This window comes from Acinetobacter sp. V2, from assembly GCF_001188385.1.
In the GTDB taxonomy this organism is placed as follows: domain Bacteria; phylum Pseudomonadota; class Gammaproteobacteria; order Pseudomonadales; family Moraxellaceae; genus Acinetobacter; species Acinetobacter oleivorans.
Genome location: NZ_JZFB01000001.1, coordinates 815,302 through 832,708 on the forward strand (window position 1 = coordinate 815,302; position 17,407 = coordinate 832,708).

The following is a 17,407-nucleotide window of genomic DNA, read 5'->3' on the forward strand; positions in this document are numbered from 1 at the left end:
CACTCGACCAATTTCAGCATAAAGCTGATCTGAAAGTTGCGACTTTAGATTGGTTCCCCAATAAGAGGCAAGTAATTGTCGGCTGGCATCCACAGCCGTTACAGGTAGGTCTAACCAGAGTTCACCGACACTCAGCAAGGTTTTGTCATAGCCCAGTTTTAAAGTCGCGCCGTATTTTAAAAAGTCGGATGCTTGAGATTGTGTTTCCTTATTAAAAGGTAAGACCGTGTCAGCAACATGTTTATCTGAACTTAGACGTACAGCGTATTGAACAGAAGCATCAGCCCCAATGGTGATGGGTTTGTCTGCAATTTGCAGCGGAGTATCATGCATTTTCGATTTATAAAATAATGACGCTGCCTGAGACCAGCTACCCGTATCTTTGAGTGCATCATTATCAAAATTACGGTTGATATAGGCATTCTTTAGCGTGAACTTCCATTCATCTTCGCTTTGTTGAGTGGTATCTGCTGCCCACAACAATGAATGACCACTACAGATAAATAAAAGAGCAGAAAACTTTAAATATGGTGTTTTTAAATATTTCATGAAACAAATCATCCTTTAATTATTGTCTGCGCCATCCTTTGGCGCAGACATATATTTGTTCAGTGGAATCGTCTTATCTCAATTCGAAGCGACTAAAATTTGAGACTGATTTTTCTTTAAACGTTTAATGAGCAACAACGAAACCGCGGCACAAAATGCAGGTATCGCTAAAATGCTTAAAATTTCAAAACTGGAGAGATTTAATGACATTAACCAGCCACCCATAATTGATCCCACAATCGACCCTGAGCGCCCTACTGCATTGGCCCAACTAACCCCTGTTGCACGGCAATGTGTTGGATAAAAACTAGATGCAAAAGCATTTGCTCCTACTTGCGAGCCACTAATTCCTACACCTACCCCAAACATGGCAAACATCAATAAAGCTGTATTTGCCTGTTCAATTCCAAACCCTAAACAAATCAGGAAAAATCCGCCAAAAACATAAGCTGTACTTAAAATTTTGGTTGCATCCATCTTATCCATTAGCAGGCCTAAGACAATTGCACCAATGGTTCCACCTATTTGGAAAATTGAAGTCAGCCATGACGCGTTGGATAAATTAAAGCCCTCATTGGTCAGTAAAGTAGGCATCCAACTTGAAATCATATAAATAATGAGAAGGCTCATAAAAAAGGTAAACCAAATCAAAAAAGTGCCTAAAGCAAAGCCTTTATTAAACAAATCTTTCAAACTTGATTTTTCGACTTCATTGACTGTTGGAACCAACGTAGGAGTACTATTTAAATGCGGTGCGATACGGTGAATAATTTTTTCAATTTTCTCGGTACCCTTCTTTTTAAGCACTAAAAATCGAATAGATTCAGGTAATAAAAAATATAAGAAAGGTACAGTCGCTAAAGGTAATACTCCCCCAATGAGCAAAATACCGTGCCAGCCAATATGAGGAAGTAGCTGAGCCGAAAAAATGCCACCAAGAGCAGAACCCACTGTAAAACCACAGAACATCATGGTTACAAGATTAGAGCGACGAGAAGTAGGCGCATATTCAGAGGTTAAAGTAATTGCATTGGGTAAAGCCCCACCTAAACCCAAACCAGTGAGAAATCTCCAAATAATCAGGGTTTGTAAATCTGCTGAAAAAGAGGCAAAAACACTGGCAATTCCAAACATAATGACCGAACCAATCAAAATCGGTTTACGGCCTAATTTATCGGATAACGGCCCAAAAATGAGTGCGCCGGCCATCAGTCCAAATAAGCCAGCGCCGAATAAAGGTGCCAAATCGGTTGCTTGCAACCCCCATTCTGCCTTTAAAGCAGGTGCAATAAATCCAACTGCTGCGGTATCAAACCCATCAATCGCAACAATCAAAAAACACAACCACATGATTAATTTTTGCAAAGACGATAGCGGTATTTCATCAATGAAACTTTGTACGTCTATAGAATTTTGAGACATGAGAGCTCCTTTCGCCAATACATTGGCGTATATGCAATCCTTAGCAAAGGTGCCCAACTGTATTTTTTATTTAGGTTGAGCACCTATTTCAATAAATCAGATCAATTTGATTTATTTCACATTCACCGTAATTCCAGTCAGTCCAGTAATGTCTGCACGCATAACATCACCTTTCACTACAGCACCCACGCCTTCTGGAGTTCCTGTAAAAATCAAATCACCTGCTTTTAATTCAAATAGCGTAGATAAATTGGCAATCGTTTCGGCCACAGACCAAATCAGGTGACTGACATCGCTGTGCTGTTCGGTTTTACCATTTACCGTTAAATGAATATCGGCATTATTGATTTCACCCGTTTGAGTAATCGGATGAATTGGGCCAACTGGTGCAGAAAAATCAAAAGCCTTACCGATTTCCCATGGGCGGCCTTTTTCACGCATTGCCATCTGTAAGTCACGGCGGGTCATATCTAAACCAACGGCATAGCCATAGATATAGTTCACTGCATCCTCAACTGAGACATTTTTGGCATCTTTACCAATTGCAACGACCAACTCAATTTCATAATGAAAATTTGAAGTTTCAGTTGGATATGGAATATCAACCGCATCTGTATTTACCGGAACAATCGACTCAAGATCATTTGGCTTACAAAAGAAAAATGGAGGTTCACGGTCTGGATCAAAACCCATTTCACGTGCATGAGCAGCATAGTTACGTCCGACACAATACACACGGCGTACTGGAAATTTATGCTCTGAGCCGTGAATAAATAGACCCGCAGTGGTCATTGGTTCAAAAATAAATGACATGTTAAATTCCTTCTATTAAGTTAATCACGACTCAAAATGCATCGGCCTGCTGTTCAGGTGCTGCTTTTTGAAATGCTTCTAAGGTCATGCAATGTTGGTAAATTTCATTAATGTTTGGATAAGCCGACAAATCGACTTTAAAACGCTCGGCAGACACTACTTGTGGAACTAAATAGGCATCTGCAATGGTAGGTTGATTGCCATAGCAAAACTTTTCGCGATTCTGGTCTTGTTCCAAAATATGCTCTAAAGCAGTAAATCCATCCTGAATCCACTTGGCACACCATGCATTGATTTGTGCATCATCCAGCCCTAAGTTTTGGCGTAAATATTCAAGAACACGCTTGTTATTTAAGGGGTGAACATCGCATCCAACTAAAGCAGCAATGGCACGGACTTTTTCACGACCCAATGCATCTGTAGGCAATAAAGCAGGTTCGGGATATTGTTCTTCTAGCCATTCGATAATGGCTGGACTTTGCAACAAGTTTCCAGATTCAGTTTCAAGTACGGGTACAAATCCTTGCGGATTTAAAGCTTTAAAAGCAGCTTGATGGTGTTCATTTTTAGCGAGCGAGATATAAGTTGCTTCGTAAGCCAAACCCTTTAGGTTCAAAACAATGCGAGTTCGGTGTGATGTACCGCTACGGAAAAAACTATAAAGTTTCATGCCACATTCCCTTGATAGTTTTTCACTGCATCAAGGCAGTTATTGACATTCCAACCATATAACCACTCCATTGCATCATAAAAACGTTCAGTAGGACGTCCACGCCACAAATCGTTGCGAACCAAGCGTTGCACACCTTTGGCATGGTAAATTTTGCCCATTTCACGTGAAGACAAAACAATACGTGCTGTACGTGCCACACGTGCTTTTTGATAGATATCAAAAGCTTTTAAAATGTCATGGTCGGTAACACGTAACGCCTCACCTAAAGTTACGGCGTCTTCCATCGCCATACATGCACCTTGCGCCATATATTGCGTGGTTGGATGTGCTGCATCACCAAGTAATGTCACACGGCCAAAAGTCCATGTTTCAATCGGTTCACGATCTGCGGTTGCCCAGCGGCGCCAGCTTTTAGGTAACTCAATCAATTGACGGGCTTTCGGGCAAATTCCTTGAAAATAAGACAGCACTTCTTCTTTAGAACCGTCGGTTACACCCCACTGCTCTTGATCACGGCTATGGAACGTCACCACAACGTTATATTCCTTTCCGCCGCGTAGTGGATAATGTACAAGGTGACAATTTGGTCCTACCCAAATACTGGCTGCATTCCATTTCAAGTCTTCAGGAAACTCGCTTTCAGGTACAACAGCACGGTAAACCACATGACCTGTAACCAATGCAGGGTCACCCACATAGGTGTCACGCACAACAGATTTAACCCCGTCCGCACCGATAAGTGCCTGACCATGATATTGCTTACCATTTTGATCGGTAATCGTTACGCCAGCATCATCTTGGTCAACTTTTTGAATATGACAATTAGTGATAATTTCCAAGTTGCCGTATTGTTTTGCACCTTCGACCAATGAACCATGGATATCAGCACGGTGAATCACTGCATATGGGTTACCAAAACGTTCACGGAATTTTTCATCGGTTGGAATTTTGCCGACCTGATATTCATCAATCGCATCATGCATAACCATATAGTCGGTATAGACTGCTTTACTGCGAGCAATTTCACCAATTCCTAGCGCATCAAAGGCATGAAAAGCATTCGGGCCTAGTTGAATACCTGCACCGATCTCACCAATTTCAGGCGCTTGTTCAAAAACCTGTACCTTAAAGCCTTGTTTTGCCAAAGCGAGTGCAGCTGCAAACCCGCCAATGCCACCACCAGCAATTAATATCGGTTGTTGAGTATTTGACATGATTTATATCCTTATAAAATATTCTATTTACTGGCGCTCACGCACAGAGTACAAACCCAGTTTCCGTTGTAAGGGCGCTTCATCTGCAATAAACAAATAGCATGGTTGATCTGAGGTATTGATTAAATCAATATGAGAAAAACATGGCGTACATGCTGTATCAGCTTTATTTAAATTGAAATCTTTCTGATCAATTTTGACTTGAAGCTGACCGTCAATCACATGAAAAATTTGGGCAGTAGAGCGCGGTTGGAGCTGTAACGTTTCATTTGGTCTAAGCATTAAAGCCGAATAACCAATAATATTTTGGCAGTCATCACCAGTTTCAGGATTGATGTAAGTCACCTGAATTGGAGCCTGATGGTTTTTATCATCTGCAAGCGCATGCAAAACTTTTTTGGTTTCTTTCCAAGAATAGCGCATGATCGGATACGAGGCATTTTCACGGGTAAAATGAGCTGTTGGTACAATGCCCGTTCCATAATGATGGGCATTTCCGGCACTGGTCACTTTTTGGATTTCACCCGGTTGTACATAAGAAGCTTCCATGTAATAAACCAAAGGTAAATCCAACACATCTAACCAGATCACAGGCTCATCGCCATCATGTCCATGTTCATGCCAAAGCCCTGATGGCGTAAGGATTAAATCTCCATGCTCCATCATGCATTTTTGACCTTCAACCGTCGTATAAGCCCCTTCACCTTCAACAATCAGACGCACTGCATTTGGGGTATGCCGATGTGATGGCGCCCACTCTTTTGGTAATAAAAGCTGCATGCCAAGATACATGACCGAACTGGCTTTCATATTTTCCAGACCATGTCCGGGATTTGCTAAAACCAATACACGGCGTTCAGCTTTTTCAATTGGTGTTAACTCACCTGCTTCGAGCAATAAAGGTTTAATATTCTGAAAATACCAAGCGGTTGCTACGGTCTGCGGCATCGGTTTATGCGGAGGTAATACATTGCGTAAACTTGGCCATAAAGGGACTAAATTTGACTCTTCAAGTTGACCAAGATAACGTTTCGGTAAGTCATCTAGCGTTGCTAACTGTTCCATTTCAGATCCTCTCTTTAAGGCCAATTGGTACAAGAATGCTTTGTACTTTTACGGCCTATTCTTCCTTGATCATCAATGTAACAATCGAAAATTGTTGAATCCATGCACAAAAAGCAATAGTCTGTATTGATAAAATCAATACAAGGAAATTAAAGTGTTTGATCTTGATACTCGGCTGTTACAAATTTTCTTTGAAATTTATAAACATAGCAGTGTGTCTAAAGCTGCTGAACAGCTTGAAATCGGACAACCGACTTTAAGTATTGCGTTAAATAAATTACGTGAGCATTTTCAGGACCCACTTTTTGTCCGTATTGAAAATAAGATGCAACCTACTGAGTTATCTAAACAAATATATCCGCTAATTGTAGAAATTCTGAACCGACTAAAACTGGTTCAAAACTACAATATTGAATTTGATCCACAGACTTCAAATTATCAATTTAAAATCAGCATGACTGATATTAGCCATCTGGTTTTATTACCTAAACTGATCAATTATTTACGTGCACATGCACCTAATATTCGCTTAGAAATTGTCCCTATTGATGCCAATACACCAGTCATGATGTCAAATGGAGACATTGATTTAGCCATTGGTTTTTTGCCTCAACTTGAAGCAGGTTTTTATCAGCAAACACTTTTCCAGCAACGTTATATTTGTATTGCTAGTAAAGAACACCCAAGGCTTACAGGCACAACACTTTCAGACCAAGAATTTCGCCAAGAGCTACATGTCGATATTTTTGCAACGGGTGGACACTACGTGCTGGAGCATGAGTTACAAAAACTGGGAGTAAACCGGAATATTCTGGTTCGTTTGCCAAGCTATTTAGGGGTTGGCTTGGTTGTTCAAGACACAGACGCGATTGCGACCATTCCTCATTATTTAAGTCAGGTGCTTTTAGTCAGAGGTGGCTTAAAAGTTTTAGAACCACCTTATCCTTTTCCGACTTATAGCGTAAAGCAGCATTGGCATGCACGAGTTCATCAAACACCAAGCAACCAATGGTTAAGAAGAGTATGTTTTGAACTTTTTTCTGAATAGAAAATTTAAACAGGCACCGTTAAAAATCTAATAAAAATAAAAGACTTGGCATAGATGAATAAAATCTCACTACACAAAGTCTTTATAAACTCTTTTTTAATTAATCTAAATTCATGGCAACCGATCTGGTTGCTTTACGCTTTCGCGTGACAAACAACCCGCAAATGACCACCAATAAAGTTACACCTAAAGATAAAGTGGTTTCATAACTATAGGTTGGTGATAAGAACATATAACCTAAAACAGTCATAATCACTAAAATCACAAACCAAGTTAACCATGGGAACAACCACATTTTAAAAGATATAGCTGCGCCCTCTTTTTCCAATTTATGTCTTAAACGTAGTTGTGAAAATGCAATTACAAGGTAGACCAGTAATGCTATTGAACCTGTGGTGGATAGCAAGAATCCAAAGACTTGGCCTGGAAACATATAGTTAACCGCGCAGCAAATCACACCAACAAAAGTCGATAAAAATACAGCTGAAGTCGGCACACCTGCTCTATTAATCTTTGTTACAACACTTGGTGCCTCATGGCGTGTACCTAAGGCAAATAACATTCGAGACGAGGTATAAACTGCGGCATTCATACAGCTTGCAACTGCAATAAAAACGACGGCATCCATAATCAATTTAGTTTCAGGTACATTCAGACTCATTAACACAAACTGAAAGGTCCCGAATTTTTGTAAATCTGGTGAGCGCCAATCGACCAAGGCAACCGCAAGAAAAATCGAAACAACAAAGAATAAAATAATCCGATAAAGCACTAAATTCGTTGCACGTTTAATTTTTTCTTCTGGATTTTTAGATTCGGCCGCTGCAATAGAAAGAATTTCTATTCCAAAAAATGAAAATGCTGAGATTAAAATGGCTGATAAAACACCGCCCATTCCATGTGGCATAAAACCACCATTTGAAAATAGGTTGCCAACACCACTGACATTTGTTGCTAAAGGCCACATCCCAAAGACAGCCATTGCTCCAATGATAATAAATACTACAATCGCAATAACTTTAATGAGTGCAAACCAAAACTCAAACTCACCAAAACTTTTGGTACTAAAAAAGTTAGCTAGACTGAGTAAAATAATAAAGGCAAATGCATAAACGGCACTAGAAATTTGCGGGAACCAAGCGTGTAAAACTTCAGCTCCAGCAATGGCTTCAATGGGAATCACCAACACCCAAAACCACCAATATAACCATCCAATGGTAAACCCTGCCCAAGGACCGATGGCTTTACGGGCATATGTAGAAAATGAACCTGTATCAGGTTGCGCTACCGCCATTTCACCCAGCATGCGCATGACCAGAAAAACTAAAATACTTGTAATTATATAAGCAAGTACGGCAGCAGGCCCTGCTTTTGCAATTGCCGCAGAAGAGCCTACAAATAAACCTGCACCAATAACACCACCAATACTAATCATGGTGACATGTCGATTAGAAAGTCCTTCACTTAATTTTATTGTTTTATCATTGTTCATATTCGATTCCTTCAAATTGACAAACTGATTTTAAAACCGTCTTAAAAATGTACTTCTCCAACTTGTACGAAACAAAAAAGGGAAAATCAGAGTTTTCCCTTTTATTGATTAATTTAATGTAGGCATAGCAAATTGTTTGGCTTCACGGACCTGCGTTGAAGGCCAACGTTGGGTAATGGTTTTACGGCGTGTATAAAAACGCACACCATCTGGGCCATATGCATATAAATCACCAAACAATGAACGCTTCCAACCACCAAAGCTATGATACGCAACTGGTACAGGTAATGGCACATTGACCCCAACCATACCAACTTGAATATTGCTGGTAAAATAACGTGCAGCCTCACCATCACGAGTGTAAATACACGTTCCATTACCATATTCATGGTCATTAATGAGTTGCATTGCATCTTGCATGGTTTGTACACGAATGACCTGTAAAACAGGGCCAAATATTTCTTGCTGGTAACTTGTCATGTCTGGAGAAACTTGGTCAATTAAAGTTGGCCCAACAAAAAAACCGTTTTCATAACCTGCCGGTTTTGCATCACGACCATCCACAACAATTTTAGCACCTTGTTGCTCTGCACTTTGAATAAAAGCTTGTACTTTGTCTTTATGTGCTTGCGTAATGAGCGGTCCGAAGTCATTACGCTCATCTGCATAGTGCCCAAACTTCAACTGCTTCATTTCTTGTTTTAATTTTTCGATCACAACATCGGCAACTTCATCGCCAATTGCAACTGCGACTGATAACGCCATACAACGTTCGCCAGATGAACCAAATGCTGCACCTAACAAAGAAGTCACGACATTATCAATATCGGCATCAGGCATAATAATCGCATGATTTTTTGCTCCGCCTAAAGCTTGGCAGCGCTTTCCACTCGCCGTTGCCGTACGGTATATGTACTCTGCAATAGGCGTTGAACCGACAAAGCTAACCGCTTGAGTTTTAGGATGATGTAGTAACGTATCAACCGCCTCTTTATCGCCATTTACAACGCTAAAAACACCATCAGGCAAGCCAGCTTGTTTTAAAAGCTCCGCTAAAAATAAGGCAGCAGAAGGCGCTTTTTCCGAAGGTTTTAAAATAAAACAGTTACCGCAAACGATTGCCATTGGAAACATCCACAACGGAACCATTGCAGGAAAGTTAAAAGGCGTAATACCTGCAACCACACCTAACGGTTGGAACTCACTCCACGAATCAATATCTGGACCCACATTTTTTGAATATTCGCCTTTTAAAAACTCAGGCGCACCACATGCATACTCAACATTTTCAATCCCACGTTGTAATTCACCTTTGGCATCGTGGCAAATTTTTCCGTGTTCTTCACCAATCAGTTGGCAAAGCTTGTCAGCATTTTCTTCAAGTAATTGCTTAAATTTAAACATCACACGCGCACGTTTAATCACTGGTGTATCACGCCATGCTGGAAAAGCCTGCTCTGCAATTTGAACCACTTGATTGACCAGTTCTGCATCTGCAAGTGCAACTTCTTTTGTACTCTCACCTGTCGCTGGGTTATAAACAGGTTGTTTCTTGGTTGTTTTAGTGACAAGTCCACCATCAATAAAATGCCCTACTACTTGAATGGTTTGCTGACTTGAATCGGTGTCTGTATTGGCAATCGTGTTACTGTCAAAATTCTCTAAAGTATTCATCTTTATTCCTTGTGTCTATTCATCTTTTCCAATTAAGTTCTAAGTCGATCAGTGTTATTTCACTTGATAAATTGCCTCACCCACGGCATTCATGAGTCGCTGCAACTCTGCCTCGGTGCTATTAAACATTGGACCAAACTGAAGCGTATCTCCGCCAAAACGGACATAGAAACCCGCTTTCCAAAGTTGCATTCCAATTTCAAAACCACGAATCGTCGCATCGCCATCACGTGGTGCCAATTGCACAGCGCCAATTAGCCCGCAGTTACGTATATCAAGAATATTTGGAGCTCCTTTTAATTCATGTAGAAGTTTTTCAAAGCTTGGAGCCAAAGCGGCCGATTGATGAATTAAATTTTTCTTCTCTAAAACATCGAGCGTCGCTAAAGCCGCCGCACAGGCAACAGGATGCGCCGAATATGTATAGCCATGGGTAAACTCAACCGCATGTTCAGGTAAATCTTGCTGCATAAAGGCATCATAAATTTCATGGCTTGCCACCACACCACCCAGTGGAATAGCGCCGTTGGTAATTTGTTTGGCAAAATTTAAAATATCTGGCGTAACGTCAAAATATTCTGAAGCTGTCCAAGTCCCCATTCGCCCAAAACCAGTAATGACTTCATCAAAAATAAGTAAGATATCGTGTTGATCGCAGATTTCTCTTAAGCGCTTTAAATAACCAGTCGGCGGCACAATACATCCTGCCGAACCTGAAACTGGCTCTACAATAACGGCAGCAATATTCGAAGCATCATGTAGCTCAATTAACTTAAGCATTTCATTGGCAAGCTCTACGCCACCTGTTTCAGCACAGCCTCTGGTAAAACTTAAATCGGGTTGTAAGGTATGCGGTAAATGGTCTACATCCATAAGCTGACCAAACATTTTACGGTTGCCACCAATACCGCCTAAGCTTGTTCCCGCAACGTTTACACCATGGTAACCACGTGCGCGCCCAATCAGCTTGGTTTTGCTTGGTTTGCCTTTAATTCGCCAATAGGCACGCGCCATTTTAATTGCGGTGTCGGCAGATTCTGAACCAGAGTCGGTAAAGAACACATGCTGCAATTTTTCAGGCATATGCTGAATAATTCGTTCAGCCAATTGAAACGACAATGGATGACCAAACTGAAATGCTGGTGAGTAATCTAGTTTAGCTAACTGTGTACTTACGGCTTGCTGAATTTCAGGAAGCGTATGCCCAGCACCACAAGTCCACAGACCTGATAATGAGTCGTAGACTTCACGGCCAGTGCTATCAATTAAATAAGACCCTTTAGCACCGACGATCATGCGCGGATCTTTATGGAAATTACGATTTGCAGAAAATGGCATCCAATGCGCTTGATAATTTAAGCTCATCTGAGCATTTGATTGAATGGTTTCCGATGCTGCATCATCATCAGTTAATTTGTCGATATCAAACATAATCACTCTTCTTGTTTTGAGGCTATTTTTTGAGTGTACAGAGCGATATAGTTTTGATAAATTCAAATTATCTTGAGTTTAGATTTAAAAAAACAAAACTAAATGAAACCTAAAAAATTAAATCAAGTCACTGATTTTGATATTAAATTACTTAAAATATTTAAAACGGTTTGTGACTGTCACAGCTTTACGTCTGCCGAAAGTATTCTTGGCATTAGTCGTTCTGCAATTAGTTTGCATATGAGTGATTTAGAAAACCGTTTAGGCATTCGGTTATGCCAACGTGGCCGCGCAGGGTTTGCATTAACTGATGAAGGACGTGAAATTTTAGAATATATAGAAGTGCTCACTGCTTCTATCGAAGACTTTCGCTCTAAAGTCAATCAAATGCACAACCGTCTAAAGGGCGAGTTTAATATAGGTATTATTAATAACCTTGTGACCATGCCAAGCGGCTACATTACCAATACGCTGGCACAACTTGCCGAAGAACATTCTGAAGTGATCATTAACATTAGCATGAGTACACTTTCAGATATTGAATGCCGTGTGCTAGACAACCGTTTACATGCGGGAGCAATTCCCCTTGTGACTCCGCTGTCTGGCCTAGACTATTTTGATTTATATAGCGAAAGTTCATTTTTATATTGCGGCAAAAACCATCCCTTATTTGGCAAATGTAGCAAGATGGATTTAGATGAATTAAAAAAATGGCAAGCTGTACTTCCTAATTATGCAATCACACCTGAAGCAGCAAAGTTGCATCAGCTTTTAGATTGTAAAGCGACAGCTAGTGACCGTGAAGGAATTGCATTTCTAATTTTAACGGGAAAATTCTTAGGTTTTTTACCCGACCACTATGCAAAAAAATGGGTTGAAGATGGTTTTATGCAAGCCGTTTCAAAGGAAAAAATGCATTACAGCACGCCCATTTGCTTAATTACTCACAAAGGCAAAAACCACAATATTATTTTAAAAACCTTTATGGAGATGATTGAGAAGCGGATTGTTGGGAGTTAAAAATCTTTGTTTTTTAATTTATTAAGCTCAAACATCGCATTTTTATATTCAAGATATGCCTTTTCACTGATTAGAACCACAGAGTCTTTCTCTTTTCGTGTAATTTTTACGGCGTAACCTAACAGCACTCTTTCCATGACTTTTGAAAATTGTGATCTTGCATTTGCATAATTAATTTGTTCCACAATATTAGTCCTAATCAGATAAAAGAAAGCCACTTTGATATTAAAGTGGCTGTGATTACATTAAAAATTGTATCGACCTAATAAATTGATTCGAGATAACTTTCCTTCTAACTCTGAAAAAGTTTCTCTCTTACCATAGGTATATTCAACACCAAGATCGACTTTCTCTATAGGCGTCCAAAATAAATTGACGCTTGCATTGATTAGCCTTTTATTTTGATCAGGGTTATTTTCTGAAAAATTTGAATCTTTATAGACAAGACTACCAGCAGACAAAGAAGAGCGTAAATTTTCATTCCATTTACGCATATACCCTAACTCGACAGAATCAAATTCACTTAAATACATTCGATTTTGATCAAAGTAGAACGCATCGTTATCTTTTGAATACAGCATGTAACGGTTATCACCCGCTATATGATAGTAATTAAACACAAGTGAGTCGTTTTCAGAAATCTTATACTTTGTGCCTAATCCTGCACCCCAAGCAAGTTTAGTTTGCTCCTCATTCGTATCAGAGATTGCTCGATTTTCATGTACCATTCCGTGCAATTGAACCAAGAAATCTGGATTCTTAAATTCATATCGCATGGTTAATGCAGGAAAACGGCTTCCGCCTTCTACATTTTTATTTTCAACATCACCGCCTTCCAAAGCGACTAATAATTTTTGTTTGGCATCAACAACGTGCTGATAACGGATTTGGATATTACGCTGAGTTCCCGTACCCATCGCTCCTGTAAAATCAACCAAACTTGGAGCTGTATCACTATTCACAAAAGGTGAAGTGGTTTGACCAATCAACCAATTTCCTAGTGAAATATAAGCATGTCTAACGCGAACCGAACCATTACCATTATCTCCACCACTTCCCATAAAATCGGCTTCTAGCTTTCCAACCAAATCTCCTTTCGAGGTCGGCTTGACGATATCCACTCCTATACGGGAAGTCGCAGCAGAAACATTTAATGATTTACTTGGTGAGTTTGAATTATCTAATGGTATTGACCCTGTTTTATTCGCAATTGAACGCGTTGAGCCTTCAAAATCATATGCAGCATCAACCCGTATATTTCCATAAAATTTAATTTGAGTTTGGTCAGCCGTAACAAGCGTTTCGGTGTCTGATGTTTTGTTTTGAACCAAGTCAGGTGCTGTGTTTAATTCATTATTTTTATTTAAATTTTGCTGCTCCATCAAATAATCTATTTGTGCTTGTAATTTACTTATTTTTTCATTTAGCGCTGAGTTATCTTCGCTTTCAGCTTGGGCTTGCTGCAATGTAATACTCATTAATAACGATAAATAAATAATCCCTTTATATTTCATGTCCTTTTCCTTTAGACGAAATTATCTAGACCAAATTGAAATTTCCTATTTTTCAATTAGCGACCTAATAATTATTGAGTTAACTTTTGAGAGGCTAACGAAGCTCAACCATTGACTTCGCTAGTTCCGTTCCTGCTCGTATATTTTTGAATGACCTTATTCGGGTAATTCACATCCTTTTTGTTTTAAGCTGTTGATCACCCAGCTACGGTCATTTTCACCTACGGCGATTTGATCTAATTGCTTTTGTTCAGCGGCATGTTTGGCACTTGCCTTCAGATAAACTTCTTCTACTTCTGCATATGGCACGCTTAAAAGCCCATCTTCATCACCTAAAATCAAGTCTCCAGGTTCAATTACCATTCCATTAATCGCGATAGGGACATTAATTTCCCCCGGTCCGTCTTTATAAGGTCCTCGATGTGAAACTCCTGCCGCAAAAAGTGGAAAATCTCCCTCTCCAATTACAACCGAATCACGAATCGCGCCATTAATAACAATGCCGGCTATACCTTTTTTAATGGCATAAGCAACCATCATCTCTCCGATTAATGCATTGGTTAGATCACCGCCCGCATCAACCACAATGACATCTCCCGCTTGGGCAATATCAATAGCGTAGTGCAACATCAAGTTGTCACCCGGACGCGCCTTAACTGTAATGGCAGGTCCACAAAGATATCCCTTTTTATGCATTGGTCTTAACTGAGCCCCGCCTGAAGTCATTCGATTCATTGAGTCACTAACATTCGCGACTGGTAGATCTCGATATTGTTCAATCCATTTTTGCTCAACTTTTCTGTCGTTTTTTAGCACTCTAAAACCAATTGCCATAACTTTTCCCTTACATCAGTTTTCTTGTGCAAATTAATATGACAGTATTTTTTTGAAATGTCATTTCATTTTTAAATTTAATTTAACTAAAAAATACTCTATTTTTAAATTTAATTTTTACTATTGACTATTTTTTTGAAATGACGTTTTAATAATATGGATTATTAAGGACGTATTTTGTTCAAAATACTTAAATGGAGTGCAAGTCAAAATGAAACGTAAAGTTCTTATCACGGGGCCAACATTAACTTCAGATGCGTTACTGTATGCTCAATCCCATGATATTCAGTTGATCCCAACTGAACCCTACATGGCAAAAGATGAAATGGAAAAACTCATCCATGATGAACAACCTGATGCAATTATTGTTCGAACAGGCAAACTTTCTAGGGATATGATTTTTGCTTCAGATAATTTAAAAGTGATTGCAAAACATGGTGTTGGCTTTGACACAATCGACACTCAGGCTGCTGCTGAACGAAAAATTCCTGTCACTATTGCCGTAGGCGCAAATGCACAATCTGTTGCCGAACACGCTTTTGCACTCATGTTTAATGTTGCTCGCCAAGTCACATGGTTAGACCAACGAATCAGAGAAGGTCATTGGGACAAAGCAAGTGCAAATGGTGTGGAGTTATATGGAAAAACGCTGGGCTTAATTGGTTTAGGGGCAATCGGCAGCATACTCATGAAGTTAGTCGCTCCCTTAAACATGAAAGTAAAAGTATACGATCCGTTTCTACAAAATCTGCCAGAGCTTGATTACGTAGAACAAGAGCATGACTTTGAAAAACTCTTAGAAACCAGCGACATTATTAGCCTACATTGTCCACTCACAGCAGAGAATAGACACTTATTTTCTCACGCCCAATTTGAAAAGATGAAACGCTCAAGCATCTTAATTAATACAGCACGTGGTGAATTAATTGATCAGGCTGCATTAGTTGAAGCACTTAAAAATAATAAAATTGCTGGTGCAGGTTTAGATACCTTTTCTTCAGAACCACCTGAAAAAGATAATCCATTATGGGAGTTACCAAATCTAGTTGTTACTCCTCACATAGGAGCAAACACAACAGATTCACGTAATCGCGTCGGTCTCTTAGCACTCGAACAGATTGTGAGTATTTGGGATGGTCAACTGTTAAACCCACGAGCTATCGCTAACTGGAAGTTACTCAATAGCTAATCATGGAACTCAATTGTTTCTAAGCTTTTAGATGCGAGAACAATTAAAATATTGAATATAAAAAAGGATTTTTTTATGTCTACAGAATATTCTCAAGCAAGTGCGATAGAACGCGAAACGATGCGCAAGGTAGCGTGGCGATTACTACCATTTTTAACACTTTGTTATGTCATCGCCATTATTGATCGTGGCAATATTGGTATGGCTTCATTACAAATGAATGAAGACCTTGGATTAACAGCTACTGCTTTTGGTTTTGCCAGTAGCTTATTTTTCTTTGCATATTTTTTATTTGAAGTACCCAGCAACCTCGCCATGCAAAAATTTGGAGCAAAAGTATGGATTGCCCGAATTATGGTGACGTGGGGGGTAATATCATCAGCAACTGCATTCGTTGAAAGCTCCACATCGTTATATATCATGCGTTTTCTATTGGGTGCTGCCGAAGCAGGTTTTTTTCCAGGCGTAATTTTATATTTAACCTATTGGTTGCCTGCAAACTATAGAGCAAGAATGATTGCAATATTTATGGTGGCGATTCCAGGTGCAAACTTTCTAGGTTCACCATTATCTGGTTTTTTATTATCCCTAGATGGCTGGATGGGCATGCGCGGATGGCATTGGCTATTTATTTTAGAAGGTATTCCTGCTGTTTTACTGGGTATCGCCTGCCTATTTGTACTCACAGATCGACCAGAACAGGCAAAATGGCTCAATAGCGAACAAAAAGCTTGGCTAGTTGAAAGACTACAATTTGAACGCCAACAAAAAACCCCGATTGGTCATATTTCACTATGGCAGCTTTTAAAGAATAAATATATTTGGGTTATGATCATTATTTATTCTGGTGCTTCTGCTGCCGGCAGTACAATGAGTGTTTGGGCACCACAATTAATTAAATCATTTGGTTTGAGTAATGTCGAAATTGGTTTGGTGAATGCAATTCCTTATGGCATCGCTTCTATTGCCATGATTCTTTGGGGTCGTAGCTCAGATCGTAAAAATGAACGCCTTTGGCATACAGCAATCGCTCTAGTGATGATCTCAATTGGTTTATTAATTGCTTTGTTCACGTCTTCACTTATTGGCACAATCTTTTTACTCAGTATCGTTTTAATTGGTGCTTATTCTGCGAAAGGTCCATTCTGGGCTTTAGCATCATCATGGATGTCACCGACTACAACGGCGGCAGGCCTAGCAGCAATTGGTGCATGCGCTAACCTGATTGGTGGCGGGATGATGGTGAATATCTATGGCGCAATTCATGATGCAACAGGAAGCCATGCTATCGCCTTACTTCCACTTGCAGCATTAAACCTCGTGTCGGCTATTATGGTTTTCATTATGTCTAGAAAGAAAGCCGTTTTGTTTAGCCAACCACAAAGCACTTCATAAAAAAACATATATAAAAAAAGGGCTAAATCATGAGCCCCTTTTTTATATTTAAAATATTAGAATTAATTACGAAT

The 17,407-nt window shown here is 39.6% G+C and carries 16 protein-coding genes; 4 read left to right on the forward strand and 12 right to left on the reverse strand.

All coding sequences use genetic code 11. The features are described 5' to 3' along the window. The 6 genes from UC75_RS20070 to UC75_RS03705 all read right to left on the reverse strand — a co-directional run. A partial coding sequence (locus tag UC75_RS20070; RefSeq protein ID WP_416202200.1) for an OprD family outer membrane porin occupies window positions 1-561 on the reverse strand: 561 nt, incomplete at its 3' end. 66 nt (window positions 562-627) lie between these two features. Next, the gene (locus UC75_RS03685; RefSeq protein WP_049836730.1) at window positions 628-1,971 is read right to left on the reverse strand and encodes an MFS transporter; all 1,344 of its coding nucleotides are present in this window, start codon (window positions 1,969-1,971) and stop codon (window positions 628-630) included. Between the two features lie 111 nt (window positions 1,972-2,082). Further along, the gene (locus UC75_RS03690) at window positions 2,083-2,784 is read right to left on the reverse strand and encodes a fumarylacetoacetate hydrolase family protein (RefSeq protein WP_049836731.1); all 702 of its coding nucleotides are present in this window, start codon (window positions 2,782-2,784) and stop codon (window positions 2,083-2,085) included. Between the two features lie 31 nt (window positions 2,785-2,815). Next, complete coding sequence (gene maiA / locus UC75_RS03695) at window positions 2,816-3,454, reverse strand: maleylacetoacetate isomerase (RefSeq protein WP_049836732.1); 639 nt, start codon at window positions 3,452-3,454, stop codon at window positions 2,816-2,818. Then, a complete protein-coding gene (locus UC75_RS03700) occupies window positions 3,451-4,671 on the reverse strand; it encodes a 3-hydroxybenzoate 6-monooxygenase (protein WP_049836733.1) in 1,221 nt (406 codons plus the stop codon). Before UC75_RS03700 ends, maiA begins: the two co-directional genes overlap by 4 nt. A gap of 27 nt (window positions 4,672-4,698) precedes the next feature. Further along, the gene (locus UC75_RS03705; RefSeq protein ID WP_049836734.1) at window positions 4,699-5,736 is read right to left on the reverse strand and encodes a cupin domain-containing protein; all 1,038 of its coding nucleotides are present in this window, start codon (window positions 5,734-5,736) and stop codon (window positions 4,699-4,701) included. A gap of 154 nt (window positions 5,737-5,890) precedes the next feature. Between UC75_RS03705 and UC75_RS03710 the strand changes: the two genes are divergently transcribed. Next, window positions 5,891-6,784 carry a LysR family transcriptional regulator gene (locus UC75_RS03710; RefSeq protein WP_049836735.1) on the forward strand — a complete coding sequence of 298 codons (894 nt, stop codon included), beginning with the start codon at window positions 5,891-5,893 and terminating at the stop codon, window positions 6,782-6,784. 100 nt (window positions 6,785-6,884) lie between these two features. Here UC75_RS03710 and UC75_RS03715 read toward each other — a convergent pair whose 3' ends face one another. The 3 genes from UC75_RS03715 to UC75_RS03725 form a co-directional block, all read right to left on the reverse strand. Then, complete coding sequence (locus UC75_RS03715; protein ID WP_049836736.1) at window positions 6,885-8,276, reverse strand: amino acid permease; 1,392 nt, start codon at window positions 8,274-8,276, stop codon at window positions 6,885-6,887. 108 nt (window positions 8,277-8,384) lie between these two features. Beyond that, entirely contained in the window at window positions 8,385-9,950 is a 1,566-nt protein-coding gene (locus UC75_RS03720) for a CoA-acylating methylmalonate-semialdehyde dehydrogenase (protein WP_049836737.1), read from the reverse strand. A gap of 54 nt (window positions 9,951-10,004) precedes the next feature. Continuing rightward, the gene (locus UC75_RS03725) at window positions 10,005-11,387 is read right to left on the reverse strand and encodes an aspartate aminotransferase family protein (protein WP_128825128.1); all 1,383 of its coding nucleotides are present in this window, start codon (window positions 11,385-11,387) and stop codon (window positions 10,005-10,007) included. A gap of 96 nt (window positions 11,388-11,483) precedes the next feature. On the opposite strand from UC75_RS03725, the gene UC75_RS03730 reads away from it, so the two are divergent. Further along, window positions 11,484-12,401: a LysR family transcriptional regulator gene (locus UC75_RS03730; protein WP_049836739.1), complete on the forward strand. Its 918-nt coding sequence runs from the start codon at window positions 11,484-11,486 to the stop codon at window positions 12,399-12,401. Here UC75_RS03730 and UC75_RS03735 read toward each other — a convergent pair. The 3 genes from UC75_RS03735 to UC75_RS03745 all read right to left on the reverse strand — a co-directional run bounded on the left by UC75_RS03735 (window position 12,398) and on the right by UC75_RS03745 (window position 14,749). Next, the gene (locus tag UC75_RS03735) at window positions 12,398-12,586 is read right to left on the reverse strand and encodes a type II toxin-antitoxin system Phd/YefM family antitoxin (RefSeq protein WP_016138054.1); all 189 of its coding nucleotides are present in this window, start codon (window positions 12,584-12,586) and stop codon (window positions 12,398-12,400) included. The two genes, UC75_RS03730 and UC75_RS03735, sit on opposite strands and share 4 nt — an antisense overlap. A 60-nt stretch (window positions 12,587-12,646) precedes the next feature. Next, window positions 12,647-13,915 (reverse strand): DcaP family trimeric outer membrane transporter, encoded by a 1,269-nt coding sequence (locus tag UC75_RS03740; RefSeq protein ID WP_049836740.1) that lies wholly within the window; start codon window positions 13,913-13,915, stop codon window positions 12,647-12,649. Between the two features lie 156 nt (window positions 13,916-14,071). Next, window positions 14,072-14,749: an RraA family protein gene (locus UC75_RS03745; protein WP_005305607.1), complete on the reverse strand. Its 678-nt coding sequence runs from the start codon at window positions 14,747-14,749 to the stop codon at window positions 14,072-14,074. 199 nt (window positions 14,750-14,948) lie between these two features. Here UC75_RS03745 and UC75_RS03750 point away from each other — a divergent pair, with 199 nt between their 5' ends. Beyond that, a complete protein-coding gene (locus UC75_RS03750; RefSeq protein ID WP_107881366.1) occupies window positions 14,949-15,938 on the forward strand; it encodes a hydroxyacid dehydrogenase in 990 nt (329 codons plus the stop codon). Between the two features lie 75 nt (window positions 15,939-16,013). Then, a complete protein-coding gene (locus tag UC75_RS03755; protein WP_049836742.1) occupies window positions 16,014-17,333 on the forward strand; it encodes an MFS transporter in 1,320 nt (439 codons plus the stop codon). Window positions 17,334-17,407 lie beyond the last annotated feature (74 nt).

What these genes read in the sequence shown, in the direction of transcription:
- UC75_RS03685 (WP_049836730.1), bottom strand. Translation starts at nt 1,971, where the DNA reads ATGTCTCAAAATTCTATAGACGTACAAAGTTTCATTGATGAAATACCG.
- UC75_RS03690 (WP_049836731.1), bottom strand. Translation starts at nt 2,784, where the DNA reads ATGTCATTTATTTTTGAACCAATGACCACTGCGGGTCTATTTATTCAC.
- maiA (WP_049836732.1), bottom strand. Translation starts at nt 3,454, where the DNA reads ATGAAACTTTATAGTTTTTTCCGTAGCGGTACATCACACCGAACTCGC.
- UC75_RS03700 (WP_049836733.1), bottom strand. Translation starts at nt 4,671, where the DNA reads ATGTCAAATACTCAACAACCGATATTAATTGCTGGTGGTGGCATTGGC.
- UC75_RS03705 (WP_049836734.1), bottom strand. Translation starts at nt 5,736, where the DNA reads ATGGAACAGTTAGCAACGCTAGATGACTTACCGAAACGTTATCTTGGT.
- UC75_RS03715 (WP_049836736.1), bottom strand. Translation starts at nt 8,276, where the DNA reads ATGAACAATGATAAAACAATAAAATTAAGTGAAGGACTTTCTAATCGA.
- UC75_RS03720 (WP_049836737.1), bottom strand. Translation starts at nt 9,950, where the DNA reads ATGAATACTTTAGAGAATTTTGACAGTAACACGATTGCCAATACAGAC.
- UC75_RS03730 (WP_049836739.1), top strand. Translation starts at nt 11,484, where the DNA reads ATGAAACCTAAAAAATTAAATCAAGTCACTGATTTTGATATTAAATTA.
- UC75_RS03740 (WP_049836740.1), bottom strand. Translation starts at nt 13,915, where the DNA reads ATGAAATATAAAGGGATTATTTATTTATCGTTATTAATGAGTATTACA.
- UC75_RS03745 (WP_005305607.1), bottom strand. Translation starts at nt 14,749, where the DNA reads ATGGCAATTGGTTTTAGAGTGCTAAAAAACGACAGAAAAGTTGAGCAA.
- UC75_RS03755 (WP_049836742.1), top strand. Translation starts at nt 16,014, where the DNA reads ATGTCTACAGAATATTCTCAAGCAAGTGCGATAGAACGCGAAACGATG.